This is a genomic window from Streptomyces showdoensis (assembly GCF_039535475.1).
GTDB lineage: Bacteria > Actinomycetota > Actinomycetes > Streptomycetales > Streptomycetaceae > Streptomyces > Streptomyces showdoensis.
On record NZ_BAAAXG010000026.1, the window covers coordinates 2009974 to 2035936 of the forward strand.

Consider the following 25963-nt stretch of genomic DNA (forward strand, 5'->3'; position numbering starts at 1 on the left):
ATGGGCAAGGCACAGCAGACGGACGAGGCGAGCAACCCGTTCGAGAACGAGTCGGGCGTCTACCGCGTCCTGACCAACGCCGCCGGCGAGCACTCGCTGTGGCCCGACTTCGCCGAGGTGCCGGCCGGCTGGGAGGCCGCGTTCGGCCCCGGGACGCGCACGGACTGCCTCGGGTACGTGGAGGAGCACTGGACGGCCCTCGCGCCGGCCGCGAGCACGGGACGGGACCTGCACTCATGACCGCACAGCTGGAGCACTCCGCGGCCCCGGCCGCCCCGTGGGCCGGCGGCCTCGTCGGCCGCTTCGAGACCACGGCCGCCCGCGTCCCGGCCGCCGTCGCCGTCACCGACGGCACGACCGAGCTCACGTACGCGCAGCTCAACGCCCGCGCCAACCGGGTCGCGCACCGGCTCGCGGGGCTCGGCATCGGCCCCGGCGACACCGTCGCCGTGGCCCTGCCGTCCTCGCCCGAGCTGGTCGCCGCCCTCCTCGGCACCCTCAAGGCCGGGGCGATGTACCTGCCGCTCGACCCGGGCTACCCGAGCGAGCGCCTGGCCTACATGACGGCCGACGCCCGCCCCCGGGCCCTGATCACCACCCCGGCCGTCGAGCCGGGCCTCGGCCCGGTGCCCGAGGGCACCGCGCGCCTCTACCCGGGCGAGGAGGCCGCCGCGCCGGAGACCGACCCGGAGGGCCGTTCCACCGGGCCCGGCCAGGGCGCGTACACGATCTACACCTCCGGTTCGACCGGCCGCCCCAAGGGCGTCGTGGTCACCCACCGCTCGCTGGCGAACTTCCTCGCCTTCATGGCGGACCGGTACGGGGTCGGCGAGGCCGACACGATCCTGTCGACCACCCCGATCTCCTTCGACATCGCGGGCCTGGAGCTCTACCTGCCGCTGGTCACCGGCGCCACCCTGCACCTGGTGCCCCGCGAGACCGCCGTCGACGGCGCCGCGCTGCGCCGCCGGCTCGCCGAGGCCCGGCCGACCCTGGTCCAGGGCACCCCGGCGCTGTGGCAGCTGCTGCGCGAGGCGGGCTGGTCGCCGGCCGAACTGCCCGCGGGCATCCGCCTGCTGTGCGGCGGCGAGGCACTGCCGCAGGACCTCGCCGACTTCCTCGCGGCCGACGGCCACGCCGAGGTGTGGAACCTGTACGGCCCGACCGAGACCACCATCTGGTCGCTGGTCGCCCCGGTCCGCGCGGGCGCGCCCGTCACCATCGGCACGCCGATGTGGAACACCGGCGTCCATGTCCTCGACGAGCGGCTCCGCCCGGTCGCCGACGGCCAGCCCGGCGAGCTCTACCTGTCCGGCGACGGCCTGGCCCGCGGCTACCACGGGCGCCCCGGCCTGACCGCCGAGCGCTTCGTCGCCTGCCCGTTCGGCGACACCCCCGGCGCCCGCATGTACCGCACCGGCGACGTCGTGCGCCGCCGCCCGGACGGCGCCCTCGACTTCCTCGGCCGCGTCGACGAGCAGGTCAAGATCCGCGGCTACCGCATCGAGCTCGGCGAGATCGAGGAGGCGCTGCGCCGGCTGCCCGAGGTCGCCCAGGCCCGGGTCGTGGTCCGCGAGGACGGCGGCCCCGGCTCCACCCACCTCGCCGGCTACGCGGTGCCCGCCGCCGGGCACCGCCCCGAGCCGGCCGCGCTGCGCGCCGCGCTCGCCGCCTGGCTGCCCGAGCACATGGTCCCGGCCGGAGTCGCGGTCCTGGACCGCTTCCCGCTCACCCCGGCCGGCAAGGTCGACCGCAAGGCCCTGCCGCCGCTGGAGTTCGGCACCGCCACCGCGTACCGCGCGCCCGCCACCGACGGCGAGCGGGCGCTGACCGCGCTCTTCGCCGAGGTGCTGCGGGCCGACCGGGTCGGCGCCGACGACGCCTTCTTCGACCTGGGCGGCAACTCGCTGCTCGCCACCCGCCTGGTGGCCCGGGTCCGCGCCGAGCTCGGCGTCGAACTCCCCCTCCGCGCCGTCTTCGAGGAGCGCACCCCGGCCGCCCTCGCGCTCCGCCTCGACGCGGGCGCCCCGGCCAGGCCCGCGCCCGGCAGGCGGGAGCGCGGCGCCCACCTGCCCGTCTCGTACGCGCAGGGGCGGCTGTGGTTCCTGCACCGCCTGGAGGGCCCCAGCGCCACCTACAACCTGCCGATCGCGGTCCGCCTGACCGGCGCGCTCGACACGGCCGCGCTGCAGAGGGCCGTGGACCACCTGGTCACCCGGCACGAGAGCCTGCGCACCTACTTCGGCGAGGGCCCCGAGGGCGCCGAGCAGATCGTGGTGCCGGCCGCGGAGGCCCGGGTCGGGATCGCGTTCCACGAGGTGGCCGAGTCGGAGGTGCAGGCCGCCGTCGACAAGGCCGCCGGACACCTCTTCGACCTGTCGGCGGAGATCCCCACCCGCGTCGACCTGTTCCGCACCGGCCCCGACGCGCACGTGCTGCTGCTCTGCATCCACCACATCGCCTCCGACGGCTGGTCGCTCGCCCCGCTGGTCAAGGACCTGTGCGAGGCGTACGAGGCGGCCCGCGGCGGCGCGGAGCCCGAGGCGGCCCCGCTGGGCGTCCAGTACGCGGACTACACGCTGTGGCAGCGCGAGCTGCTCGGCTCCACCGACGACCCCGGCTCGGCCATGTCCCGGCAGCTCGCCTACTGGCGCGAGCGGCTGGCCGGCGCGCCCGAGCTGCTGGACCTGCCCACCGACCGGCCGCGCCCGGCGCTCGCCACCTTCCGCGGCGACGTCGTGCCCTTCGAGGTCGGCGCGGAGCTGACCGACCGGCTGCAGGCGCTCGCCCAGCGCGAGCGGGCCAGCCTCTTCATGGTGCTCCAGGCCGCCGCCGCCATCCTGCTGAGCAAGCTGGGCGCGGGCAGCGACATCCCGCTCGGCTCGCCGCTCGCGGGCCGCGCCGACAGCGCGCTCGACGAGCTCGTCGGCTTCTTCGTCAACACGCTGGTGCTGCGCACCGACACCTCCGGCGACCCGTCCTTCACCGAGCTGCTGGCCCGCGTGAACGAGTCGAACCTGGCCGCCTACGACCACCAGGACCTGCCCTTCGAGTACCTGGTGGAGGTCCTCAACCCGGCCCGCACCACCAGCCACCACCCGCTGTTCCAGGTGATGCTGGTGCTCCAGAACAACGTGGAGCCCGACTGGCGGCTGCCCGGTCTGGACGCCGTCCACGAGACGGTGCCGACCCGGACCGCCAAGTTCGACCTGACGGTCGAGCTCACCGAGCGCTTCGACCGGGCGGGCCGCCCGGACGGGCTGCGCGGCGAGATCGAGTACGCCACCGACCTGTTCGACCGGTCCACCGTCGAGCGCTTCGCCCGCTACCTGCTGCGCGTCCTCGACCTCGTCGTCGCCGACCCGGACCGCAGCCTGGACTCCCTCGACCTGCTCGACGCCGAGGAGCGGGGCACCGTCCTCGACGGCTGGAACGCGACCGCGCTCGACCTGCCCGGCGACACCTTCCCCGCGCTCTTCGAGGCGCAGGTCGCCAGGACCCCCGACGCGCTCGCCCTCGTCCACGAGGACACCGAGCTGAGCTACGCCGAGCTCGACCGGCGCGCCAACCGGGTCGCGCACTGGCTGATCGAGCGGGGCGTCGGCCGCGACGACGTGGTGGGCCTGTCCCTGCGCCGCTCGCCCGACCTGCTGGCGAGCCTGCTCGGCATCCTCAAGGCGGGCGGCGTCTATCTGCCGCTCGACCCCGACTACCCGCCGGAGCGCCTGGCGTTCATGGTCGAGGACACCCGTCCGCGGGTCCTGATCACCACCGGTGACGTCCTCGCGAAGCTGCCCGACGAGGCCCGCGAGGTGCTCCGGCTCGAACTCGACGACCCGGCCGCACGGGCCGAGCTCGACGCGCGGCCCGGGCACGCGCCCACCGACGCCGAGCGGCGCGCCCCGCTGCGCGCCGGCGACCTGGCGTACGTCATCTACACCTCGGGCTCGACGGGCCGCCCCAAGGGCGTGGCCGTCACCCACCTGGGCATCCCCAACCTGGCCCGCAGCTACATCGAGCGCTTCGGCCTCGACGCGGACTCCCGCTTCCTGCAGTTCTCGTCGATCAACTTCGACCCGACCTTCTGCGAGATGTGCTGCACCCTGCTGTCGGGCGCGGCCGTCATCCTCACCTCGCCGGAGGAACTGCTCTCACCGGACCGCCAGCGCGCGCTGACCGCCCGCTACCGGCCGACGCACATCACCTTCTCGCCGACCATCCTCGGCTCGATGGCCGAGGACGCGCTGGCCGCCGTCGGCCACATCATGGTGGCCGGCGAGGCCTGCCCGCCCGGGCTCGCCGCGACCTGGTCGCGCGGCCGGACGATGATCAACGCCTACGGTCCGACCGAGGCGACCGTCGACACCCTGTACTGGCGGGTCGGCGACGCCGGGAGCGCCTTCGAGGCCGACTCGGTGCCGGTCGGCCGCCCGCTGCACAACACCCGCGTGTACGTGCTCGACGCGGCGCTGCGGCCGGTGCCGCCGGGTGTCGTCGGCGAGCTGTACATCGCCGGCCACGGCCTGGCCCGCGGCTACCTCAACCGGCCGGGGCTGACCTCCGAGCGCTTCGTGGCCTGCCCGTACGGGGAGCCCGGCGGCCGGATGTACCGCACCGGCGACCTCGCCAAGTGGCGCACCCTGCCCTCGGGCGAGGGCGTCGTGGACTTCGTCGGCCGCGCCGACGACCAGGTCAAGATCCGCGGCATGCGGATCGAGCTCGGCGAGATCGAGGCCGTCCTCGACACCCACGACGGCGTCGCCCAGTCCGTGGTCGTCGTCCGCGAGGACACCCCCGACCACAAGCAGCTCATCGGCTACGTCGTGCCGAAGAGCGGCGAGGAGCGGGCGCACGACCTGGCCGACGACATCGAGCACGTCGACAAGTGGCAGGAGATCCACGAGCAGGGCTACAGCGAGCAGGAGGACCTGGGCGTCGAGCAGGACTTCACCGGCTGGAACAGCAGCTACGACAACGGGCCGATCCCGCTGGACCAGATGCGCGAGTGGCAGGACGCCACGATCACCCGCATCCTCGACCTGAAGCCGCGCCGCGTCCTGGAGGTCGGCGTCGGCTCCGGCCTCATCCTGTGGAAGGTCGCCCCGCACGTCGACCACTACACCGGCGTCGACTTCTCGCCCTCGCTCATCCAGACCCTCGGCAACCGGGCAGCCGCGTCGGAGGAGCTGCGCGACCGGATCATGCTGCGCAGCCTCGCCGGCCACGAGATCGGCGACCTCGCCGGGCACACCTACGACACCGTCGTCATCAACTCCGTCGCCCAGTACTTCCCGAGCGTCCCCTACCTGATCGACGTGATCCGGCAGGCCATGGCGCTGCTGGAGCCGGGCGGCCGGATCTTCCTCGGCGACATCCGCCACCTCGGGCTGCTCCACCCCTTCCTCACCGCGATCGCCCTGCACGACGGGGCGCACGCGGACGAGCAGGCGGGCGTGGTGCGCGAGCTGGTCGAGCACACCATGGCCCTGGAGAGCGAACTCCTCCTGGACCCGGCCTTCTTCAGCCGGATCGGCGAGGAGGTCCCGGAGGTCGCGGGCGTCGACATCCAGCTCAAGCGCGGTCACCACAGCAACGAGCTGACCGACTTCCGCTACGAGGTCGTGCTGCACAAGCGGGGCACCGAACTGGTCTCCGTCGCCGACGCCGCCGAGCTGGCCTGGGACGGGGCCGAGGCCCTGCGCGCCCGCCTCGCGGACGGGCGGCCCGGTCTGCTGCGCGTCACCGGCATCCCCAACCGGCGGGTCGCCGCCGAGGTGGTCACCGCCGGGCGCATCCGCGCAGGGAGCACGGCCACCGTCCGGACCCTGGTCCCGGCCGAGCGGCCCGGCACCGACCCGGAGGCCCTGCACGCGCTGGCCGCCGAGTTCGGCTACGAGGCCCGGCTCACCTGGACCGACGCCGCCGACGGCGACCTGTTCGACGCCGTCCTGCTCGGCCCGGAGCGGGCCGGCGCACCCTGGCTCACCGACGTCTTCCGCCACACGCCCGCCGAGGGCCGGAGCCTGTACGCGCACGGCAACGACCCGCGTGCCGAGGAGCACACCCGCAAGCTGGCCCTGGAGGTCCGCCGGCACGCGGCCAAGCAGCTGCCCGAGCACATGGTGCCCGCGGCGGTCGTGCTGCTCGACCGGCTGCCGCTCACCCCGAACGGCAAGCTGGACACCCGGAAGCTGCCCGCGCCCGACTTCACCTCGCGGGCCGTCCGGCCGCCGCGCACCGAGCGGGAGATCACCCTGGCCCGGCTGTTCGCGGAGGTCCTCGGCCTGGAGACGGTCGGCGTCGACGACCAGTTCTTCGACCTGGGCGGCGACTCCATCCGCTCCATCCAGCTGGTCAGCAGGGCCCGCGCGGAGGGCTTCGTCATCACCCCGCGCGACGTCTTCCAGCACCAGACGGTGGAGGCGCTGATCGCGTGCGCCGCGCAGGCCGCCGAGGCGGTCGACCCGGCGGCGGTCGCCGCGACCGAGCTGCCGCACTGGCTGAAGACCCTGGAGACCCCCGACCCGTCCTACGGCGAACCCGCTCTCGTGTACGCCGAGTTCGGGCGGAGCCTCACCGGGGAGGCGGCCGCCGCGCTGTTCGGCGCGCTGCCCGGGATCTTCCACGCCGCGCCGGAGCACCTCGCGCTCGCCGCGTTCGCCCCCGCGCTCATCGAGTGGCGCGCCCGCCGGCTGCCCGCCGCCCAGTCCGCGCTCCGCGTCGACCTGGCGACGGACCCGGCCCCCGCTCCGTACCCGGTCAAGCTCACCCCGGGCCTGGCCGGCATCGACCGGGCGCTGACCGACCCGAAGGGCCTCGCCCGCGCCCTCAAGCGCATCAAGGAGCAGGTCCGCCAGGCCCCGGCCGAGGGTCGCAACTACGCGGAACTCGCGGCCACGAACCCGGACTTCGGCCCCTCGCAGGTCGTCTTCCGGTACGGCTCCGGCGAGGCGGGCGGTGCGGACGCCCCGTACGCCCTCCTGGTGGAGCTGCGGCCCGAGGGCGACGCGGCGGAGCTCCGCTGGCGCTGGGACACCGGTCTGTTCGACGAGGCGGAGGTGGCCGCCCTCGCGGACCGCTTCGAGCAGCTCCTCGCCGCCCTCGCGGGCCTCACCGCGCACCCGGAGCTCGGCGGGCTCACCCCCTCCGACATCACCCTGCTGCCGCTCAAGCAGTCCACGCTCACCGAGCTGGAGCGCGGCTACCCGGGCCTCGCCGACGTGCTGCCGCTCGCCCCGCTCCAGCAGGGCCTGCTGCTCCACGTCAGCGCCTCGGCCGACCCCGAGCACGACGACGACCCCTACCAGGGGCAGACCGTCTTCGACCTGGAGGGGCCGCTCGACGCCGAGCGGCTGCGCGCCGCCGCCCACGGGCTGCTCATGCGCCACGCCAACCTGCGGGCCTCCTTCGCCGTCCGCGGCCTGGAGAACCCGGTCCAGGTCGTCCGCTCCACCGTCGAGGTGCCCTGGCGGCTGCACGACCTGACCGGTCTGCCGCCCGCCGACCAGCAGGCCGAGCGGGACCGGATCGTCGCCGAGGACGCGCGCCTGCGCTTCGACCTGGCGAACGGGCCGATGCTCCGCTTCAGCCTGATCCGCTTCGCCGCCACCCGGCACGAACTCCTCGTCGCCGACCACCACATCCTGCTCGACGGCTGGTCCATGCCGGTGGTCTGGCACGACCTGTTCGAGCTGTACGCGGGCCGCGGCGACGCCCTGCCGCCGGTCGTCCCGTACCGCTCCTACCTGGCCTGGCTGGCCGGGCAGGACAAGGCGGAGGCCGTCACGGCCTGGCAGGCGTACCTGGACGGGCTCGCCGGACCGACCCGGATCGGCACCCCGGGTCTCGCCTCCCACGTGCTGCCGCGGATGACGGGCGCGGTGCTGCCGGCCGAGCTGACCCGGGACCTTGAGCGGGCCTGCGGCCGGCTCGGGATCACCCTCAACACGGCCGTGCAGACGGCCTGGGGCCTGCTCCTCGGGCGGCTCACCGGCACCGACGACGTCGTCTTCGGCACCACCGTCTCCGAGCGGCCGGCCGAGATCGACGGGATCGAGTCGGTCGTCGGCCTGCTCATCAACACCGTGCCCCTGCGGGTGCGCGCCGCCTCCGGCGAGCCGCTGCGGTCCACCCTCACCCGGGTCCAGTCCGCGCAGCTCGACGTCTTCCCGCACCGCCACCTGGGCCTCACCGAGATCCAGCGCCTGGCCGGCACGGGCGAGCTGTTCGACTCGTACTACGTTTTCCAGAACTACCCCGACCAGGAGGACGGAGCCGCCGACCTCGGCGGGCTGCGGGCGACCGAGCGCACCGACGGTGCCAAGGGCGTCTCGCACTACCCGCTCGGCATCACCGTGATCCCCGGGGAGCGTCTGGAACTGCTCTTCGGCCACCATCCCGATCTCTTCGACGAGAAGAAGATCGAATTCGTCAAGGAAACACTCATCGAGATCATCGAGACCATCGCGGGGGAGGGCCGGGCATGAAGAACTTCGTCCAGCTCGTCCGCGAACTGCCCACCGCCGTACGGATCATGCTGCTCTGCGCGATGGCGCGCGCGATCAGCTTCTTCGGCATCCTCGCCTATCTGCCGATCTACCTGCACGACTCGCTCGGCATGAACGGCGCCACCATCGGCTACGTCCTGGGCGTCTGCCTGCTGGTCGGCACCTTCGTCAGCGTCTACGGCGGCTATCTGGCCGACCGGTTCGTCAAGGTCGACTTCATGATCGTCCTGGACGTGCTGCTCACCGGCCTCTACGGCGCGCTGCCCTTCCTGGACTCCCCGGTCCTGGTCATCGGCCTGCTCCTGGTCGCCAACACGGCCTCCTCCTCGATGAGCGTCACCGCCAACGCGCTCCTCGCCGACCTGCTCCCCTCGGAGAACCGCGCCAAGGTGTTCTCGCTGCGCTACTCGCTGCAGAACATCGGCGCGGCCGTCGGCCCCTTCCTCGCCGTGGCGATGGTCAAGGCGGGCACCGGCGGGCCGTTCTGGCTCGCGGCCGGCGTCATCTTCGCCGCGCTGCTGCCGCTGCTGATCTTCCGCGGGCTGTTCACGGCGGGCACGGCGGAGGGCAAGGGCGCCGAGGACGCCGAGGACTCCGACGACGAGTCGATGAACTTCCGCGAGGTGCTGCGGGTCATGCGGGCCGACCGCCGGCTCGGCCTCTTCACCCTCGGCGGCATCCTCAGCATCGTGGTCTACGGGCCGCTGCTGACCTACATGTCCCAGTACCTGGGCATGGTCGAGTCCCGGGACACCGCGCTGCGGCTGGTCGCCTACATCTCGGCCGCCAACGCGATCGTCGTGATCTCCACCCAGTACGTCATCGGCAGCCGGCTCAAGGAGAAGACCCTGCTGCGCTGGCTCACCTGGGGCACCGGGGCCTTCGTCCTCGGCCTGATCGGACTGGCGCTGTCCACCGAGGTGTGGATCATCGTCGCCGCGATCGTCGTCTTCACCATCGGCGAGGTCATCGTGGTCCCCGCCGAGTACATGTTCATCGACAACATCGCTCCCGCGAACCTTCGCGGCAGCTACTTCGGCGCGCAGAACCTCGTCCACATCGGGGTCGCGATCGGTCCGATCATCTGTGGCTTCCTCCTCGTGCACGCCTCCCCGGCCGCGATGTTCGCCGCACTGATCGTCCTGGTCGTCGCCGGCTGGTGGTTCTACGTCCTGGGCTGCCGCGCCTCCGCCCCCGCCACCGCATCGGAAACCGAAGCCGTGAGGTCAGCATGAGTTTCGACGAGATCGTCCGGACCACCCACTGCCCCTTCGCCAAGCCGTCCCGCATGGGCACGCCGGTGAGCGTCACCGGCACCGACATCGAGGCCGGGCTGCGCGAACACCGCGACACCATCGAGGAGTTCTTCGCCTCGGCCCGAGAGCGGGAGCTCGACGGGATGCTGCTCACCTTCGAGGACCCGGGGCTCGGCGCCACCCTGCCCGCCCTGACCCGGCTCACCCGGCGCTTCTTCGAGGCGCTGTGCGAGCTGTACCCCTCGGTGTACATCCAGGACGACCCGGAGCCCGACGAGACCTGGTACGCGATGATCGGCGGCGAGCGCTTCTTCGTCGTCTCCTTCGCGCCCTGCTACCCGGAGCACTCGCCGCGCTTCAACTTCGGAAGCCCGCACACCTACTTCCTGCTCCAGCCGGCCTCCACCTTCGAGCGGAACGCCGAGCTGATCGAGCGCCGCCGGGTCCGCATCCAGCGGGCCTTCAAGGCGACCGGCCGGCCGTATGACGCGGAGCTGGCGAACCTCGAGAACGACATGTTCAAGTCCGTCATGCCGATCGACCCGATCGACCGCCCCGTCCGGTGGTGGGAGGACGCGGCGACCGTGACGGCGCTGACCACGGTGGCGGCGACGGCTCCGAAGGTCGAGCTGAGGAAGGCCGGCTAGGGGCGATGATCGAGGAACTGCTGCCCCGGCCGGTCGCGACCGCGGAAGCGTTCGGCGACCCGGCCGGGGCGCCGGTCCCCTTCCCGGGCGAGGAGCACCTGCTCGCCCGCGCCGTCCCCGCGCGGCGACGCGAGTTCACCACCGCCCGGACCTGTGCCCGGCGGGCCCTCGGCGGGCTGGGCCTGCCCCCGGTCGCCATCCCGTACGCGGAGCCCTCCCGGGCCCCGCGGTGGCCGGACGGGATCGTCGGGAGCATCACCCACTGCGCCGGCTACCGGGCGGCGGCCGTCGCCCGGGACACGGACCTGGTGGCGCTCGGCTTCGACGCCGAACCGCACGCCGCGCTCGACAACACCGGGGTGCTGCACCTGGTCACCGGCGCCGAGGAGCGGGCCCACCTCGCCGAACTGGCCGCGCTCCGGCCGGAGATCCACTGGGACCGGGCCCTGTTCAGCGCCAAGGAGAGCGTCTTCAAGGCCTGGTCGCCGCTGACCGGGCGGTGGCTGGACTTCAGCGAGGCCACGGTCGTCTTCCGGCCGGACGACTCGACCTTCACCGCCCGGCTGCTCGTCGAGGGCCCCGTGGTGGACGGCGTACGGCTGACCGGGTTCGAAGGAGGGTTTCTCGTCAGGGACGGGCTGGTCCTCACGGCCACGACGGTACGGCGGCCCGACAATGGCCCCGATCCGCACCACCGATCGAGGGGACAGCTGTGACCAGCGCCTTTGAATCCGCCGCATCCTCCGAGTTCTCCGCATCTTCCGAGTCCTCCGACTCCTCCGCACCGACGCTCGCCGCCTACGGGTGGGACGCCGACTGGGCCGACGCGTTCGCCCCGCACGCCGCCGCCGGGCTCGTCCCGGCCCGGGTGGTCCGGGTGGACCGCGGCCGCTGCGAGGCGGTCGCCGCCGGGTCCGCCGACGCCGACGCGCCCGTGGCGCCGTTACGGGCGGACACCGCGCCCGTGCTCGGCGCCGATCCCACCGCCGCGCCCTGCACCGGCGACTGGGCCGCCGTCGAGACGGCCCCCGCCACCGGGGGCGGCCCGGTCGTCCGGGCGCTGCTGCCCCGCCGCACCCGCTTCACCCGCTCGACCTCCTCGGCCCGCTCCGAGGGCCAGGTGCTCGCCGCCAACATCGACCTGGCCGTCATCGCGGTCTCGCTCGCCGTCGAGCTGGACCTCGGGCGGCTGGAACGCTTCCTGTCCCTCGCCTGGTCCAGCGGCGCACAGCCCCTGGTCGTGCTGACCAAGACCGACCTGGTCCCCGACATCACCCACCTGGTGAGCGATGTCGCCGAGGCCGGCCCCGGGGCGGAGGTCTTCCCGGTCAGCGCCTTCGACGGGCACGGCCTGGACGCGCTCGCCGCGGCCCTGTCCGGCCGGACCTCGGCCCTGCTCGGCCAGTCCGGCGTCGGCAAGTCCACCCTGGTCAACGCCCTGCTGGGGGCGGAGGAACAGGAGTCGGGGGAGGTGCGCGGCAGCGACGGCAAGGGCCGGCACACCACCACCACCCGCGATCTGCTGCCGCTGCCCTCGGGCGGGCTGCTGATCGACACCCCTGGGCTGCGCGGCGTCGGCCTGTGGGAGGCGAACGACGGTCTCACCCAGGTGTTCGCGGAGATCGAGGAGCTGGCCACCCGCTGCCGTTTCCACAACTGCGAGCACCACGCCGAACCCGGCTGCGCGGTCCTCGCCGCCGTCGAGGACGGCACCCTCTCGCACCGCCGGTTCGAGAGCTACCGCAAGCTGCTGCGCGAAAGCGCCTGGATCGCCTCGCGCACCGATGCCCGGCTGCGCGCCGAGCTCGGCCGCGAATGGCGCCGGCGCGAGGCCGCGGGGCGTGAGATGTACGAGCGCAAGCGCGGCGGGAAACACCGTAAGGCGTTCTGATGGTGGTCCGGCCACACCCGCTTCTCGGCCAAGGGCGGCGGATGTGGCCACTTGCAGCCACTGCACCTTGGTGCCAACCCAACTTCTTGTAGCGCCCGTTCGGCCCCTGGCAGATTACTCAACGGCAGCAGGTCAAAAGCAGCTGCCGAGTCAAATCGAGTAAGCCACAAGCCACTTCGAGGGAATCGGACGGTAAAAGAAATGCGACGCAAGGCTTTTGTCTACCTGGTCTCGTGCGCCGTGGCCCTCTCGGCGACGGTGATGGGCGCCTCCGCCGCGCAGGCCGCGGACACCCTGCACACGAGCAAGACGAGCGTGACCGACAGCGGCGACAGCTGGGGCTGGGACTAGCCCAGGGCCGCCCACGGCCCCTACCCACCATGCCAGAGAGGGCGAATTCCCGTGACCATTGACCAGGGCGTACTCCACTACGACTTGTCCACCGACGAAGTCGCCCAGCTGGACGCGCTGATCGCCGAACTGAAGCAGGCGGACTGCGACCCGGGCCACCCGCGCTTCCACGACGAGGCCTGGGAGCTGACCGGCCGGCTGCCCGTCGGGCTGCGGAAGTTCCTCGCGGAGTTCCGCCGCGACGATCCGGCCGCCGCATTCAAGATCCGGGGATTCGACGTCGACGACCAGGCCGTGGGACCCACACCCGGTAACTGGTCCGACGCCGCCGCCTCGCTGAACACCCGCCGCGAGGAAATCTTCCTCTCGCTCATCGGGAAATGCCTGGGTGAGATATTCAGCTGGCCCACTCTGCAGTCCGGCCGGATGATCCAGAATGTGCTGCCGATCGCCGGCGAGGAGAACGAGCAGAGCGGTCACGGCAGCGATGTGCTGCTGGAATGGCACACCGAGGACGGATTCCACCCCTACCGCTGCGACTATCTGGCCCTTTTCGGAATCCGCAACCACGACCGGGTGCCGACCACCGTCGCCTCCATCCGTGACGTGGAGCTCAGCGCGGAGACCCGGAAGGTGCTGTCCGAGCCTCGCTTCTACATCCTTCCGGATGACGAGCACCTGCGTCAGCTTGCCGTCCAGCAGCCGGACCACCCGGGTCTGCTGCGGATGCGCGCGATGCGCGAGACCCCGGAGCCGGTGGCCGTCCTCTTCGGCGCCCCCGACTCCCCGTACCTGCGCATCGACCCCTTCTTCATGCGGTGCGTCGAGGGTGACGCGGCCGCCGAGCAGGCGCTGAAGGAGCTCGTCGCGGAGCTGGAGCGGGCCACCCAGGACGTCGTCGTCGAAGCCGGCACGCTGCTCGTCGTCGACAACTACCTCGCCGTGCACGGCCGCAAGGCCTTCACCGCCCGCTACGACGGCACGGACCGCTGGCTCCAGAAGGCGATCATCACCCGTGACCTGCGCAAGTCGCGGGAGACCCGGGACACCGCTTCGGGCCGTGTCCTGATCTGATCACCCAGGAGAGAAAAGGGGGAGTGGCGCGATGGCAGCGTCCCATGCTGTACCGATCGAGGCGGTGGTCCTGGCCGACGTCGCGATCGTCCTGCTGGTCGGGGCCGTCATGGTCCGGCTCGCGCGGCGGATCCACCAGCCGCCCGTGGTGGCGGAGATCGCCGCCGGACTGATGCTCGGCCCCAGCCTGCTGGGGCTCCTGCCGGGGAACCTGCCCGCGCTGCTCTTTCCGCCCGAGGCCAGACCGATGCTGTCGGCCGTCGCCCAGGTCGGCCTGGCCCTCTTCATGTTCCTGGCCGGCTGGGAGCTCGACCTCGGCAAGCTGCGGGGCCGCACCGCCTCGGTGGGCTCCACGGCGATCCTCGCCATGGCCGTCCCCTTCGCGGTGGGCGCCGGGGCGGCGACCCTGCTCCACGGCTCGCTGGCACCCGCCGGGGTGGGGCACGACATGTTCGTGCTCTACCTGGCCACCGCCTTCTCCATCACCGCGTTCCCGGTGCTCGCCCGGATCATCCGGGACCAGGGCCTCGGCACCACGCGGGTCGGCACCACCGCCATGGCCTGCGCCGCGGCCGGTGACGTGGTCGCCTGGTGCGTCCTCGTCCTGGTGGTCGCGATGGCCGGCTCCGGCGGGACCGGCGGCTTCTTCCAGGTGCTGGCCTGGACGGCGGCGTACGCCGCGGCGATGCTCTTCGTCGTGCGGCCGCTGCTGCACAAGGTGCTGCGCTGGTCCGGCAACGGGCGGCTCGCGGTCGTCGCGGCCGGCGTGCTGCTCTCCGCCTACGCCACCTCGTGGGTCGGCATCCACGCCATCTTCGGCGCCTTCGCCTTCGGCCTGATCATGCCGAGGCAGGGCGAGGGGGAGGCGCACGCGCTGCTGCGCCGGCAGATCGAGCTGCCGCTGGAGAAGGCCTCCTCCCTGCTCCTGCCGGTCTTCTTCGTGGTCACCGGCCTCTCCGTCGACATCGGCGGGCTCGGCTGGTCCGGCCTGGCGGCCCTGCTGCTCGTGCTGGTCGCCGCGGTGGTCGGCAAGTTCGCGGGCGCCGCCCTGCCGGCCCGGTTCTCCGGGATGAGCTGGCGGGACGCGGGAGCCTTCGGCACGCTCATGAACACCCGCGGCCTCACCGAGATCGTCATCCTCGGCATCGGCCGCGAGCTGGGCCTGATCGGTCCGGAGCTGTTCACCATGATGGTCCTGATGGCCCTGGTCACCACGGCGATGGCGGGCCCGATCCTGCGCCTGCTCGGGGTGGGCGGCCCGCCGCCCGGCCCGGACCCCGTCCCGCAGGCCGGGGCCCCGGCCAAGGAAAAGATCGGAGCCGTCTGATGCACCCCTCCCGCCTCTTCGGCTACGAGCACCGCGCCAACGGCACGGTCGTGATCACCCGTGGCTGCCGCATCGCCGGCGTCGTCCGCGGCGACTCCGAGGTCGACCGCTTCCTGACCGAGCTGGCGGAGGCCACGGCCGGCACCGGCCGGCAGCAGGTGCTCGCCCGCTGGGTGACCGGCGCCGTACCGGCGGCGTGAACGGATGAACGGATGAGCGCATGAACGCGCGTAGGGCCTGTCCCCCGTCGGGGGCAGGCCCTACGGCCGTGCCGGGACCCGTCGCGCGGGGTCCGGCCGGTCCGGCTCGGGCATCTGGTCCGTCTCCGCCAGCCGGCGCCGCGCCCGGGCGGCCAGCTGCCGGGCGGCGGCCGGGGTGAGCTCCAGGGCCTCGGCGATCGTGTCGAAGGGCATGCCGAAGTCGTCGTGCAGTACGTACGCCACCCGCTCGGCCGGGGCGAGCGCGTCCAGGACGGCCTCCTCGCCGGGCCCGCTGCCCAGGGCGCCCGGCGGGGGTCCGCTGCGGGCGGCCTCGCGCGCCCGCAGCCGCGCGAGGCAGACCCGGACGAGGGCCGCCGGGGCGGGCGCGCCGGGCCCGGCGCCGCGCTCCGCCTCCCGCAGGGCCTCGTCGGCCTCGGCGTGGGAGCCGAGGAGGCGGTGCGCGACCGCGCGCGGCCGCGCACCGGTGGTCACCGCGTGATCGTCCACGGTCAGTCGCCGTGCCCCGTCCCGCCGCTGCCGAAGCCGCCGCTGGAGATGCCGCCCCACTTGCGCTTCTCCTCGCTCGGCGGCTCGGGATTGGGCTCGCTGCCGTCCTTGAGCTGGTACGGCATGAGCCGGTGCTCGCCGTCGGTCCGCGGCATCTCCGCGGGCCTGCGGTACTCGGTCATCTCGCCGGGTATGGCGTCGGACTCCGGGCGGTGCGGCTGCTCCTCGGGAGAGGGCGGCCGGGATTCCCGGTTCCTCAGGTAGGAGCCCAGCCAGAAGGCTCCGATGAGGACGAGGACCAGGACCAGCCCGCCGAGGACCTGGGCGAGACCGGACTGCCAGACACCGGCCACCGTGGTGACCGGGTCGGAACCCACGAGGAAAGTGTTCATACTCCAGGATTACCCCGTTTTGCACCGTTTGGCCGCGCGGGTGGAAATCCGGTTCTGAAACATTTCCCGGAGCCCATGGCGTCAGTGAGGTGTGGGCGCACGCACAGCGCGCCCCCAGCACCGACAGCGAACGCGTCACAGCGACGGAAGGGGGGACATGAGACAGTCCCGCGCGGACGAGTTCCTGGAGTTCGCCTCCGCCCGTTCGGGCCACCTGTTCCGCTCGGCCTGCCTGCTGACCAGCGGCGACACCCATCTGGCCGAGGACCTGGTACAGGACACGCTGGGCCGCATGTACGTCCACTGGGGCCGCATGCACCGGGTCGGCAACCCGGCCGGATACGCGCAGACCGTGCTCGTCCGCAGTTTCCTCAGCCACCGGCGGCGCCGCTCGGCCACCGAGCGCCCCCTCGGCGAGCTGCCCGACCAGGCCCCCGCCGACGGCGAGGACCCCGCCCTGCGGATCGCCCTGCTCGACGCCCTGGCCGGGCTCGCGCCCAAGGACCGGGCGGTGGTCGTCCTGCGGTACTGGGAGGACCGGAGCATCGAGGAGACGGCCGACGCCCTGAACGTGAGCTCGGCGGCCGTCCGCACCCGTTCCACCCGGGCCCTGGCGAAGCTGCGCCGGCGGCTCGGCGGCAGCATCGGCGAGCTCGCCGCCCGCTGATCCCGCCGCATCCCGCGGGCGACCCCGCACGCGACCCCCGTACACGGACTTTCCCCACCCACGAAACGGAGACGGTGATTCCGCCATGCCCCAGCACGACCAGCACGACGACCACGACCTGACCCACGGGCGCTTCGAGGACGAGCTCGGTGCGGTCCTGCGCGCCACCGGCGAGGGCTTCGTCGCCGAGGACCGGCGCGAGCTGGCCACCGGCGGCCTCGCCCGCGGCCGCCGCAGGCTGCTGCGCCGCCGCGTCGCCACCGTCGGCGGAGCCCTCGCTCTCGCCGCGGTCGGCGTGGGCGGCGTGTACGGCGGCTCCCTGCTCGGCGGCGCCTCCGTCGGCGGCCCCGACGGCGTCTCCGTGGCGGCCGGCCCCAAGCCCGGCACCCCGTCCGGCGCCGTCGGCACGGGCGGCCGCGGCTCCCGGGAACCCGACCAGCCGCAGATCCCCGTCGCCGACCTCGCCGCCGTCCTCAAGGCCAACACCCCCGCCGGCACCTGGGAGATCCAGGACCCCGAGGGCAAGGGCCAGTCCGTCACCGCCGTGTACGACGACGGCAAGGGCAAGGTGGGCGTCTCCGTCGGCCTCTACCGCGCGGGCAGCGACGACGGCGAGGCCGGCGCGGGCCAGGTGACCTGCCCGGACGAGGTGGCCGTCCCGTACGACGACTGCACCAGCGAGAAGCTCGCCGACGGCTCCCGGCTGATGGTCCTCCAGGGGTACGAGTACCCCGACAAGCGCGTGGAGACCAAGAACTGGCGGGCGGTGCTGCTCACCAAGGACGGCTTCCTGGTCGACGCGAGCGAGTACAACGCGGCCACCGAGAAGGACTCCCCGATCAGCCGCGAGAACCCCCCGTTCAGCCCGGCCCAGCTGAAGAGCCTGGTCACGTCGCCTGGTTGGCGCCCGCTGCTCCAGCAGCTGCCGGCCCTCCGGAACCTGCCGGGCACCCCGGGGGACCCCGCCCCGCACGTGCCGAGCGCCGCCGCCGTCCAGGCGACCCTGCGCTCGCTGCTGCCCAAGGCCCAGGGCCTCCGGGTCGTCGGCAAGGGCGGCGAGGGCAGCTACGCCTACCTCGTCGTCGACGAGGGCAAGGGCAGGAGCCTGGTCCAGATCAACGTCCAGCCGGGCATGACGGGCGTCCGCGCCGACCTGTTCACCGGCCCGGACGTCACGGTCGAGGCCGACGGCACGCGGGTGAACCTGAGCAAGAAGGCGGGCGAGAAGGGCGGTGAGGGCGTCGTCTGGTGGAGCGCCGACACCCTCGGAGCGGACGACTTCCGGGTCGTCGTCTCCGCCTTCAACTCCGGCACGCAGCACGACGCGGCGACCCGCGCCGAGCCCGCGCTGACCACGGAGCAGCTGAAGGCGATCGCGCTCAGCCCGAAGTGGCGGGCGCTGGTCGAGCGCTGATCCCCCCGAGCGGCGGGCCGGACCTCGGCGGAGGTCCGGCCCGCCTCGTTCCGCCCCGTCCCACTCCGCCCCGTTCCGCCCTGCTCCGCCTCACTTCGCCTCGGAGTAGCGCTCCACCGTGGCCGTGGTGAACGGGAAACGCACCGGCGTCTCCCCGAACGCGATCCGCCCCGCCTCGTCGCCCGCCGCGCGGATCGCCTCCGTGACCGCCGGCGCCTCCTCGGCCGGGCAGTGCACGATCACCTCGTCGTGCTGGAAGAAGACCAGCTCGGCCCGCATCCCGGCGGTGGCGCGCCGCAGCGCCGCCAGCATCAGCAGGGCCCAGTCGGCGGCGCTGCCCTGGACCACGAAGTTCCGGGTGAAGCGGCCCCGGGCGCGGGCGTCGGTCGACGCGTACCCCGGTACGTACTGCCCGGAGGCGTCGTCCTCCGCGGCGGCGGCCTGCGGCAGGCCCGCCTCCTCGTCCTCGGCGGCCCCCGCCGCCTTCGGGCTGGTGCGGCCCAGCCAGGTGCGCACCAGCCGGCCCTCCTCGCCCGCCTTCGCCGCGTCGTCCACATAGGCCACGGCGCGCGGGAAGCGGCGCCGCAGGGCGGCCAGGTTCTTCAGGCCGTCGCCGCTGGTCTGCCCGTAGACCGCGCCGAGCAGCGCCAGCTTGGCGTGGTCGCGGTCGCCGGAGAAGGCCCGGTCGGACAGCCGGGTGTACAGGTCGTCGGGGTGCCCGGCGACCTCCATCAGGCCGGGGTCGCGGGAGATCGCGGCCAGCACCCGCGGCTCCATCTGGTCGGCGTCGGCGACCACCAGCCGCCAGCCCTCGTCGGCGACCACGGCCTGCCGGATCACCTTGGGGATCTGCAGCGCGCCGCCGCCGTTGGTGGTCCAGCGCCCGCTGACCGTGCCGCCCGGCAGGTACTCCGGGCGGAAGCGGCCGTCGCGCACCCAGTCGGCCAGCCAGGACCAGCCGTGCGCGGTCCAGATCCGGTAGAGCTTCTTGTACGCGATGAGGGGCGCGACCGCCGGGTGGTCGATCTCCTCCAGCTCCCAGCGGCGGGTGGACCGCACCCGGATCCCGGCCCGCGCGAAGGCCTTCAGCACCTCTGCGGGCAGGTCGGGCCGCACCCGGTGCCCGAAGGCTGCGGACACCTCGTCGGCCAGCTCCGCGAGGCGGCGCGGCTCGCCGCCGCCCGCGTACCGCTCGCCGAGCAGGCCGTGCAGCACCTCCCGGTGCACGTCGGCCCGCCAGGGCAGCCCGGCCCGGTGCATCTCGGCGGCGACCAGCATGCCCGCGGACTCGGCGGCGGTGAGCAGCCGCATCCGCCCCGGGTGCTCGGCCCGGTCGTGCCGCCGCTGCTGCTCCGCGTACACCTGGAGGAGCCCGTCGAAGGGGATGCCGGCGGACGCCACGGGCTCGAAGAGGGAGTCCTGCGAGCCGGGCTCGGCGGCCCTGGCCGGCGGGTCGGGCGGGACCGGCGCGTTCCGCAGCCGGGCCCAGGCGGCGGCGGCCGAGCGGGGCTCGCCGAGCCGCCCCTCGTGGCCGAGGAGGAGCTGCTCGGCGTCCTCGACGTCGTAGCACCGCTCGACCCGGACGCCGGCTGCGAGCAGCCGCGGATACACCTCGGAGGTGGCGCGCCAGACCCAGCGGGCGACGTCCGGGCGGGACCGGACGGCCGCCACCAGGTCCGGCTCGCGCCGCACCTCCCCGGCGGGCAGCCCGTCCGGCCCGAGGGCGACGAGCAGCGCCCCGTCCCCCTCCGGCTCGGGCGCGAGTGCCCACCGTTCGTTCACGGGTGCGAGTCTGGCACCCGCCACTGACAATCACCGGGAGGCGGGCGCCCGGGGCCTCACGCCGCCTTGTGGAAGAGGGCCGCGGCCTCGCCCCGGGAGCCGACGCCGAGCTTGTTCAGGATGTTGGCGACGTGGAACTTCACCGTGGACTCGCTGATGTGCAGCTCCTGCGCGATCTGCCGGTTGCGGTGCCCGAGCGCCAGATGGGTCAGCACCTCCAGCTCGCGCTCCCCGAGCCCGGTCAGCGGGCTCATCGCGGCGACCGGGGCCTCCGGGGTGGCGAGCGGAACGGTGGCCGTCACGGTGGTGCCCCAGCCGGGCACTGCGTCGAACTCCAGCCGTCCGCCGAGCACCTCCAGACGGTCGGTGACGCTGCCCGCGCCGAGCGGGCAGGCGTCGAGCAGGCCGGGCCCGTCGTCCCGCACGGTGGCCCGCAGCTCGTGCTCGGTCAGCGTCCAGCCGACGTGCACCCGGGAGACCGCCTCCTGCTCCAGCACGATCAGCAGCAGGGCCCGGACGATCGCCCGCGTGCCGTGCGCCACGTCCGCCGGGAGGGTGCGGACGGATTGCGGCGGGCCGAGTTCGAGACGGACGGCGCTGTGCCGCAGCATCGGGCGCAGCACGTCCGCGAGCCGGGCGAAGGCCTCCGCGGCGGGTTCCTCGGCGACCGACCTGTCCCGCTGGGACTCGGCCCGCAGCTCGATCAGCGAGGAGACGGCCAGGTCGGTGGCGGTCGCCCGGGCGGCGGCGTCGTCCAGGGCGCGGCTGCGCAGCACCCCGAGCAGCCCGGAGAGCGCGGCGGCGTGCGCGGTGGTGAGCTCGGCGGTCACCCGCGCCCGGGTGTCGGCCGCAGTCCGCGAACGGGCCAGGGCGTCCGGCACCGCCTCGCTCGCGAACCGGTCGAAGTGGCTGGTCACCAGGTCCCACAGGGCCTGCGCCAGGCCGAGTTCGGGTGCGCCGGCCGGTGCGGCGCCGTCCTCCCGTACGAGGACGAGGACCGAGCCGCGGGGCGTGGCGTCGCTGCGGACCGCGACCACCTCCCGCTCCGCCCCGCCGACCAGGGCCCGGCCCTGCCAGGGGGCGCCGGGCACCCCGGCGGCGAGCAGCGGGGTGAGCTCGGCGGCGGTGTAGGGCAGCGCGGCGTCGCCGGTCCGCTTGAACGGCGAGTGCGCGCAGTGCGTGGACAGTTCGGCCGCCGCGAGGTGCGGGATCAGCGGGGCCAGGACCTCGGAGAGGCGGGGCAGGATCTCGCCCAGCGGCTGCCGGATGACGTCGTGGGCGGCCAACAGGGCGCCGGTGGCGGTGAGTTCCATGGGTGTCAGCGTACGGCCGTCCTTTCGGTCAGGTGGGACTGTCCGTTCGGACGGCGGGGGCGGGGTGGCGCCGGACGGATGCTTGATCCATCGGAACGGATCACTGAGCACTTCTCCGGATCACCGAAGACGGATCCGGAGCGGGGAGACGGGGAGTCATGGAAGCGATCGTGTACGAGGAGTTCGGCGGCCACGAGGTGCTGCGCCACGAGACGGCCGTGGCCGTGCCGGAGCCCGGCGCGGGCGAGGTGCGGGTCAAGGTGGCGGCGGTCGGCGTCAACCCGGTGGACTGGAAGCGCCGTTACGGCTGGGTCGAGGAGTTCTACCCGACCACCTTCCCGGCCGTCCCCGGCCTGGAGTTCGCGGGCACGGTCGACGCGCTCGGCGAGGGCGTGACCGGGGTGGCCGTCGGCGACGAGGTGTTCGGCTGGACGAAGACCGGCGCCTACGCCGAGTACGCCGTCGCCGGGACCTTCGCCCCCAAGCCGGCGGCGCTCGGCTGGGCGCAGGCCGCGAGCATCCCGGTCGCGGGCGAGACCGCGCAGCGGGTCCTCGACCTGCTGGACGTCCGCGCGGGCGAGACGCTGCTCCTGCACGGAGCCGCCGGTGCCGTGGGCGCGGTGGCCGCCCAGCTGGCCGTCGCGGCGGGCGTGACGGTGATCGGCACCGCCTCCGAGCGGAACCACGCCTTCCTGCGCGAGCTCGGCGTCACCCCCGTGACCTACGGCGACGGCCTCGCCGACCGGGTCCGCGAGGCCGCCCCGCAGGGCGTCGACGCGGTCTTCGACGCGGCGGGCCACGACACCCTGCCGGTCTCGATCGAGCTCCTCGGCGGCGAGAGGTCCCGCATCGTCACCATCGCCGCCCCGGACGCCGCCGAGCACGGCATCGTCTTCTCCGGCGTCACCGTCGGGGAGTCCGCCGCGCGCCGGCTGCTGACCGACCAGGCCGCCCTGGTGGCCGAGGGCCGGCTGCGCTTCGACCTCGCGGAGACCTTCCCGCTGAAGGAGGCGGCCCGCGCCCAGGAGCTGAGCGAGTCGGGCCACGTGCGCGGCAAGCTGGTCATCCTCCTGTAGCCGCCCCCTGGAACCAGCCCGCCTTCACCACCGTGTGCCCGGCCGCCGCGGCCCGCCCGTAGAAGGCCCGCAGGTCCCGGTGGTGGCCCCGGAAGACCTCCACGACCAGGGCCTCCGCCCAGCCGGGGCCGAAGGAGGCGAGGATCTTGGCGCCCGCCGCGTCCCACAGCCCGTCGAAGGGGACGGCCGCCAGGAACGCGGCGGCGGTGCGGACCTCGGCCGGTTCGAGCAGGAGCAGCGGCGGGTGCGGGAGCTCGTCGGCCGGCGCCCCGGCCGGCTGCCGCCCGCCGAACACCGGCAGCCACCCGGCTGCGTCGGCGCCCGCCGAACAGAGCTCGTGGAGCAGACCGAAGTCCTTCTCGATCGAGGCGGCGACCCCCGCCGCGCACTCCACCTCGTGGTGCGCCCAGGCGGTGGCCATGAAGGCTTCGAGCCAGGAGTGGTCGTCCCTGATCTCCGCCTGCGCCGCCGCGCGCAGATGCATGTGCATATGGATCCCCCGTTCGACGGTCCGCACATCGGACCGACAGCCGCAACCTACCCGCCGGCACCGACAAGCGCCCCGGTCAGGGCGCCGGAAGGGGGGAACCACGAAGGCCCGGAGGGGACGACACGGGGGTGCGGCCCCGCCGGACGGCACGGGACGGGGACCCGGCTCCGACCCCGGTCCCTGTCCCGTCCCGGCTTCCCAGCCTCGCCCCTCAGCGCGCGAGCCGCCACGCGGGGAGCGCCGAGGAGACCGCCGCGACCACCGCGCACACCCCCGCGGCGAGCCCCGCCGGCGCCCACGGCACGGCGAGCGCGACCGGCGCGGAGAGGGCCGCGAGCGCGGCGCCCAGACCGCCGAGACAGACCGAGGCGACCGCCAGGCCCAGGACCGCGCCGATCCCGACGGCCAGCAGCGCCTCGCCCGCTACCACCCGCAGCACCTGCGGCCGGGTGGCCCCGGCCAGCCGCAGGGAGGCCAGCTCGCGGCCGCGCACGGAGGTGGCCATGAGCAGCGTGTTGGCGAGGGCGATCACCGTGTAGACGAGGGCGATGCCGAGCACCAGGAGGAGACCGAGGCGGGTCTGCGGGCTGCCGGAGAAGGAGCCGAAGGGACCGGACGAGCCGGACGACTCCGGGAAGGCCGCCGCCGCCCACGCGTCGGCGGTGCGCACGGTGCCGCCTGGCACGGGCACCGGCCGGTCGGCGTCGATCCGGTCCACCGTCGCGCCCGGGGCGTTCGCCCAGGTCACGAACGGCCCGTTGGAGCCGGTCCCGCGTGCGAGCACCGCCGCGACCCGCAGCCGCACCGGCCCCCGGCCGTCCGCCGTCCACACCTCCACCGCCGCGCCGACCGCGTGCCGCTCGAATTCCTCGTTCACGACGATCGACCGGTCGTCCAGGTCCCGCAGGTCGCCCGCGACGACCGGCAGCCGGGCGTACGAGGCCCAGGCGGCGGGGTCGGCCACGGCCCGCGCCCGGTACCCGACCACGGCCTCCGCCCCGTCCCGTACGAACAGGGAGGTCGCCCCGGTGGCCGACCCGCCGCCGGTCCGCGGCAGGTCCTCGCCCGTCGTGACGTACGCGGCGCCCGTCTGCCCCCGCGCCTCCGCCGCCTTCGCGCCGGTCACCGTCGCCGCCGAGCCGAGCAGGGTGCCCGTGAGGGCGACCGTCACCAGGACCGGGGCGGCGACCGCCGCGGTCCGCCGCACGGCCGCCGTGCCGTTCGCCCGTACGAGCGTGCCGACCGCCCCCGGCAGCCGCAGCGCCCGGGCGGCGGGGCGGACGAGGAGCGGGGCGAGCAGGGCGGCGCCGCCGATCAGCGGCATGGGCTGGGTGACGTACGTCTTGCGCTTCAGGAGTTCGGACGGCTCCGTCGCGCACGTCCACACCAGCAGGCCGAGGCCGCCGAGCAGCAGGACCGCGCCGAGCAGCGCCCGGCCGAGGGGGAGGACGTCGGCGTCCACGTCCGCCTCGCGCAGCGCCGCCGCCGGACCGACCCGCCCGGCCCGCCGGGAGGCGGCGAAGGCGCCCGCGAGGGCGACCGTCACCCCCGTCCAGAACGCCGCCTGGAACGGCCAGACGACTCCGCCGCCCGCGCCGCCGATCGCGAACCCGTCGGGCGCCACCCCGCCGGACACCAGGACCCGGCCGAGCCAGGGCGCGCCCAGCGCCCCGAGCAGGCACCCGGCGGCCGAGGCGAGGACGCCGACGCAGGCCGCCTCCCCGAGCAGCATCCGCCGCACCTGCCCGGGGGTGGCCCCGGCGGTGCGCAGCAGCCCGTACTCGCGCCCGCGCAGTGCGACGGCGAAGGCGAAGGTCGAGGCGACCACGAAGACGGAGACGAACGCGGTGACGCCGCCGGCGGTGCCGAGCAGGGCGTCGAGGGTGACCCGGGCCTGTGCGTCCCGGCCGGCCCCGGGGTCGGCCAGCCGCCGCTCGGCGCCGGTCAGCACCCGGGCCCGCCCGGCGGCCAGCGCCCGGACCTCGGCGGCGGGGGCGTCGACCCCGACGGCGTCGGGCCCGCCTGCGGCGGTGACGGTCCAGCGGGCCCGCAGCTCGCGCAGCAGTTCGGTGTCCACAGGCTGTGGACGGTCCAGCGGCAGGCCGACCACGGCGGTCCCCGGCCCGCGCCGCACCTCGACGGAGAGCCGGTCCTGACCCTGCACGACCACGGGCGAGGACGCGAACCGCTCCGGCGCCCGCTCGGGCGCGTGGGCGGTGGCGGACAGCCCGAGTCCCATGACCACGAGCAGCCCGACGCCCAGCGCGAGCGCGGTGGACCCGCCGAGGAACGAGGCCCAGCGGGCCCGCAGCCCGGCCCACACGACGGTCAGCACGGCACGCCCTCCAGTCCCGCCATCCGCCCCGCGACCGTCGCCGCCGTCGGCCCGAGCAGCTCCCCCCGGACCCGCCCGTCGGCCAGGAAGACCACCCGGTCCGCGCGGGCCGCGGCCACCGGGTCGTGGGTGACCATGACGATCGTCCGGCCGTCGTGGTCGACGAGCCCGCGCAGCAGGTCGAGGACCTCGCGGCCGGTCGTGGAGTCGAGCGCGCCGGTCGGCTCGTCGCCGAAGAGGACCGCGGGCGCGGTGATCAGCGCACGGGCCAGCGCGACCCGCTGCTGCTGGCCGCCGGACAGCTCGCCCGGCCGGTGCCGCTCGCGCCCCGCGAGCCCGACCCGGGCCAGGGCCTCCCGCACCCGGGCCCGGGACGGGCGGCGCCCGGCGAGCAGCAGGGGCAGGGCCACGTTCTGGGCGGCGGTCAGCGAGGGCAGCAGGTTGAACGACTGGAAGACGAAACCGATCCGGTCCCGCCGCAGCAGCGTGAGCCGCCGCTCGCTCAGGCCGTCGAGGGCGACCCCGTCGACCTCGACGGTCCCGGCCGTCGGCCGGTCGAGCCCGGCCGCGCACTGGAGCAGCGTGGACTTCCCGGAGCCGGAGGGTCCCATGACGGCGGTGAAGGTCCCGGTGGGGAAGTCGAGGTCGACGCCGTCGAGGGCGTGGACGTCCCGGTGGTGGCGGCGCAGGCCGCGGAGCCGGACGGCGTAGGTGGTCATGGCCCCAGCGAACCG

20 protein-coding genes are annotated in these 25963 nt (G+C 74.4%); 13 read left to right on the top strand and 7 right to left on the bottom strand.

Features of this window, described 5'->3' with window-relative positions:
• The 10 genes from ABD981_RS22180 to ABD981_RS22225 all read left to right on the top strand — a co-directional run bounded on the left by ABD981_RS22180 (position 1) and on the right by ABD981_RS22225 (position 15253).
• Positions 1–240 (top strand): MbtH family protein, encoded by a 240-nt coding sequence (locus ABD981_RS22180; RefSeq protein ID WP_046910856.1) that lies wholly within the window; start codon positions 1–3, stop codon positions 238–240.
• Positions 237–8486 (top strand): non-ribosomal peptide synthetase, encoded by an 8250-nt coding sequence (locus tag ABD981_RS22185; RefSeq protein ID WP_123955022.1) that lies wholly within the window; start codon positions 237–239, stop codon positions 8484–8486. The genes ABD981_RS22180 and ABD981_RS22185 overlap by 4 nt, the downstream gene beginning before the upstream one ends.
• Positions 8483–9742, top strand: coding sequence for an MFS transporter (locus tag ABD981_RS22190; RefSeq protein ID WP_046910857.1), 1260 nt, complete (start codon positions 8483–8485; stop codon positions 9740–9742). Before ABD981_RS22185 ends, ABD981_RS22190 begins: the two co-directional genes overlap by 4 nt.
• Positions 9739–10410, top strand: coding sequence for a hypothetical protein (locus ABD981_RS22195; protein ID WP_046910858.1), 672 nt, complete (start codon positions 9739–9741; stop codon positions 10408–10410). Before ABD981_RS22190 ends, ABD981_RS22195 begins: the two co-directional genes overlap by 4 nt.
• Before the next feature lie 5 nt (positions 10411–10415).
• Positions 10416–11126: a 4'-phosphopantetheinyl transferase family protein gene (locus ABD981_RS22200; protein ID WP_046910859.1), complete on the top strand. Its 711-nt coding sequence runs from the start codon at positions 10416–10418 to the stop codon at positions 11124–11126.
• Positions 11123–12301 carry a ribosome small subunit-dependent GTPase A gene (gene rsgA, locus ABD981_RS22205; protein WP_046910860.1) on the top strand — a complete coding sequence of 393 codons (1179 nt, stop codon included), beginning with the start codon at positions 11123–11125 and terminating at the stop codon, positions 12299–12301. The genes ABD981_RS22200 and rsgA overlap by 4 nt, the downstream gene beginning before the upstream one ends.
• Positions 12302–12502: 201 nt before the next feature.
• Positions 12503–12652, top strand: a complete 150-nt coding sequence (locus tag ABD981_RS22210) for a hypothetical protein (RefSeq protein ID WP_165591009.1) — start codon at positions 12503–12505, stop codon at positions 12650–12652.
• A 51-nt stretch (positions 12653–12703) separates the two neighbouring features.
• On the top strand, positions 12704–13726 hold the full coding sequence (gntD, locus tag ABD981_RS22215; protein WP_123955024.1) for a guanitoxin biosynthesis L-enduracididine beta-hydroxylase GntD: 1023 nt from the start codon (positions 12704–12706) through the stop codon (positions 13724–13726).
• A gap of 31 nt (positions 13727–13757) precedes the next feature.
• Positions 13758–15053: a cation:proton antiporter gene (locus ABD981_RS22220; RefSeq protein ID WP_123955025.1), complete on the top strand. Its 1296-nt coding sequence runs from the start codon at positions 13758–13760 to the stop codon at positions 15051–15053.
• On the top strand, positions 15053–15253 hold the full coding sequence (locus tag ABD981_RS22225; RefSeq protein ID WP_046910862.1) for a hypothetical protein: 201 nt from the start codon (positions 15053–15055) through the stop codon (positions 15251–15253). The genes ABD981_RS22220 and ABD981_RS22225 overlap by 1 nt, the downstream gene beginning before the upstream one ends.
• A 60-nt stretch (positions 15254–15313) precedes the next feature.
• Here the strand turns inward: ABD981_RS22225 and ABD981_RS22230 are convergent, their stop codons facing one another.
• Both ABD981_RS22230 and ABD981_RS22235 read right to left on the bottom strand, forming a co-directional pair.
• A complete protein-coding gene (locus tag ABD981_RS22230) occupies positions 15314–15745 on the bottom strand; it encodes a sigma factor-like helix-turn-helix DNA-binding protein (RefSeq protein WP_165591010.1) in 432 nt (143 codons plus the stop codon).
• Between the two features lie 17 nt (positions 15746–15762).
• Complete coding sequence (locus ABD981_RS22235) at positions 15763–16152, bottom strand: DUF6479 family protein (protein ID WP_046910863.1); 390 nt, start codon at positions 16150–16152, stop codon at positions 15763–15765.
• Positions 16153–16309: 157 nt separating this feature from the next.
• Here ABD981_RS22235 and ABD981_RS22240 point away from each other — a divergent pair, with 157 nt between their 5' ends.
• Both ABD981_RS22240 and ABD981_RS22245 read left to right on the top strand, forming a co-directional pair.
• Positions 16310–16819, top strand: a complete 510-nt coding sequence (locus tag ABD981_RS22240; protein ID WP_046910864.1) for a SigE family RNA polymerase sigma factor — start codon at positions 16310–16312, stop codon at positions 16817–16819.
• Positions 16820–16904: 85 nt separating this feature from the next.
• Entirely contained in the window at positions 16905–18233 is a 1329-nt protein-coding gene (locus ABD981_RS22245; RefSeq protein WP_046910865.1) for a hypothetical protein, read from the top strand.
• 90 nt (positions 18234–18323) lie between these two features.
• On the opposite strand, the gene ABD981_RS22250 is transcribed toward ABD981_RS22245, so the two are convergent.
• Both ABD981_RS22250 and ABD981_RS22255 read right to left on the bottom strand, forming a co-directional pair.
• The gene (locus tag ABD981_RS22250; protein WP_046910866.1) at positions 18324–20015 is read right to left on the bottom strand and encodes a bifunctional 3'-5' exonuclease/DNA polymerase; all 1692 of its coding nucleotides are present in this window, start codon (positions 20013–20015) and stop codon (positions 18324–18326) included.
• 56 nt (positions 20016–20071) lie between these two features.
• Entirely contained in the window at positions 20072–21328 is a 1257-nt protein-coding gene (locus ABD981_RS22255) for a helix-turn-helix transcriptional regulator (protein ID WP_046910867.1), read from the bottom strand.
• A gap of 158 nt (positions 21329–21486) precedes the next feature.
• Between ABD981_RS22255 and ABD981_RS22260 the strand changes: the two genes are divergently transcribed.
• Positions 21487–22404 carry an NADP-dependent oxidoreductase gene (locus ABD981_RS22260; RefSeq protein ID WP_046910868.1) on the top strand — a complete coding sequence of 306 codons (918 nt, stop codon included), beginning with the start codon at positions 21487–21489 and terminating at the stop codon, positions 22402–22404.
• Here ABD981_RS22260 and ABD981_RS22265 read toward each other — a convergent pair.
• From ABD981_RS22265 to ABD981_RS22275, 3 genes are all read right to left on the bottom strand, one after another.
• Positions 22391–22888, bottom strand: a complete 498-nt coding sequence (locus ABD981_RS22265) for a DUF1877 family protein (RefSeq protein WP_240495419.1) — start codon at positions 22886–22888, stop codon at positions 22391–22393. The genes ABD981_RS22260 and ABD981_RS22265 overlap by 14 nt on opposite strands.
• Before the next feature lie 217 nt (positions 22889–23105).
• Positions 23106–25229 (bottom strand): ABC transporter permease, encoded by a 2124-nt coding sequence (locus tag ABD981_RS22270; RefSeq protein ID WP_046910869.1) that lies wholly within the window; start codon positions 25227–25229, stop codon positions 23106–23108.
• Positions 25223–25948 (bottom strand): ABC transporter ATP-binding protein, encoded by a 726-nt coding sequence (locus ABD981_RS22275; RefSeq protein WP_046910870.1) that lies wholly within the window; start codon positions 25946–25948, stop codon positions 25223–25225. Before ABD981_RS22275 ends, ABD981_RS22270 begins: the two co-directional genes overlap by 7 nt.
• Positions 25949–25963 lie beyond the last annotated feature (15 nt).

Excerpts from the sequence above, each read along its gene's own strand:
- ABD981_RS22180 (WP_046910856.1), top strand. The coding sequence starts at position 1 with ATGGGCAAGGCACAGCAGACGGACGAGGCGAGCAACCCGTTCGAGAAC.
- ABD981_RS22185 (WP_123955022.1), top strand. The coding sequence starts at position 237 with ATGACCGCACAGCTGGAGCACTCCGCGGCCCCGGCCGCCCCGTGGGCC.
- ABD981_RS22190 (WP_046910857.1), top strand. The coding sequence starts at position 8,483 with ATGAAGAACTTCGTCCAGCTCGTCCGCGAACTGCCCACCGCCGTACGG.
- ABD981_RS22195 (WP_046910858.1), top strand. The coding sequence starts at position 9,739 with ATGAGTTTCGACGAGATCGTCCGGACCACCCACTGCCCCTTCGCCAAG.
- ABD981_RS22200 (WP_046910859.1), top strand. The coding sequence starts at position 10,416 with ATGATCGAGGAACTGCTGCCCCGGCCGGTCGCGACCGCGGAAGCGTTC.
- ABD981_RS22210 (WP_165591009.1), top strand. The coding sequence starts at position 12,503 with ATGCGACGCAAGGCTTTTGTCTACCTGGTCTCGTGCGCCGTGGCCCTC.
- ABD981_RS22220 (WP_123955025.1), top strand. The coding sequence starts at position 13,758 with ATGGCAGCGTCCCATGCTGTACCGATCGAGGCGGTGGTCCTGGCCGAC.
- ABD981_RS22225 (WP_046910862.1), top strand. The coding sequence starts at position 15,053 with ATGCACCCCTCCCGCCTCTTCGGCTACGAGCACCGCGCCAACGGCACG.
- ABD981_RS22235 (WP_046910863.1), bottom strand. The coding sequence starts at position 16,152 with ATGAACACTTTCCTCGTGGGTTCCGACCCGGTCACCACGGTGGCCGGT.
- ABD981_RS22240 (WP_046910864.1), top strand. The coding sequence starts at position 16,310 with ATGAGACAGTCCCGCGCGGACGAGTTCCTGGAGTTCGCCTCCGCCCGT.
- ABD981_RS22245 (WP_046910865.1), top strand. The coding sequence starts at position 16,905 with ATGCCCCAGCACGACCAGCACGACGACCACGACCTGACCCACGGGCGC.
- ABD981_RS22255 (WP_046910867.1), bottom strand. The coding sequence starts at position 21,328 with ATGGAACTCACCGCCACCGGCGCCCTGTTGGCCGCCCACGACGTCATC.
- ABD981_RS22260 (WP_046910868.1), top strand. The coding sequence starts at position 21,487 with ATGGAAGCGATCGTGTACGAGGAGTTCGGCGGCCACGAGGTGCTGCGC.
- ABD981_RS22265 (WP_240495419.1), bottom strand. The coding sequence starts at position 22,888 with ATGCATCTGCGCGCGGCGGCGCAGGCGGAGATCAGGGACGACCACTCC.
- ABD981_RS22275 (WP_046910870.1), bottom strand. The coding sequence starts at position 25,948 with ATGACCACCTACGCCGTCCGGCTCCGCGGCCTGCGCCGCCACCACCGG.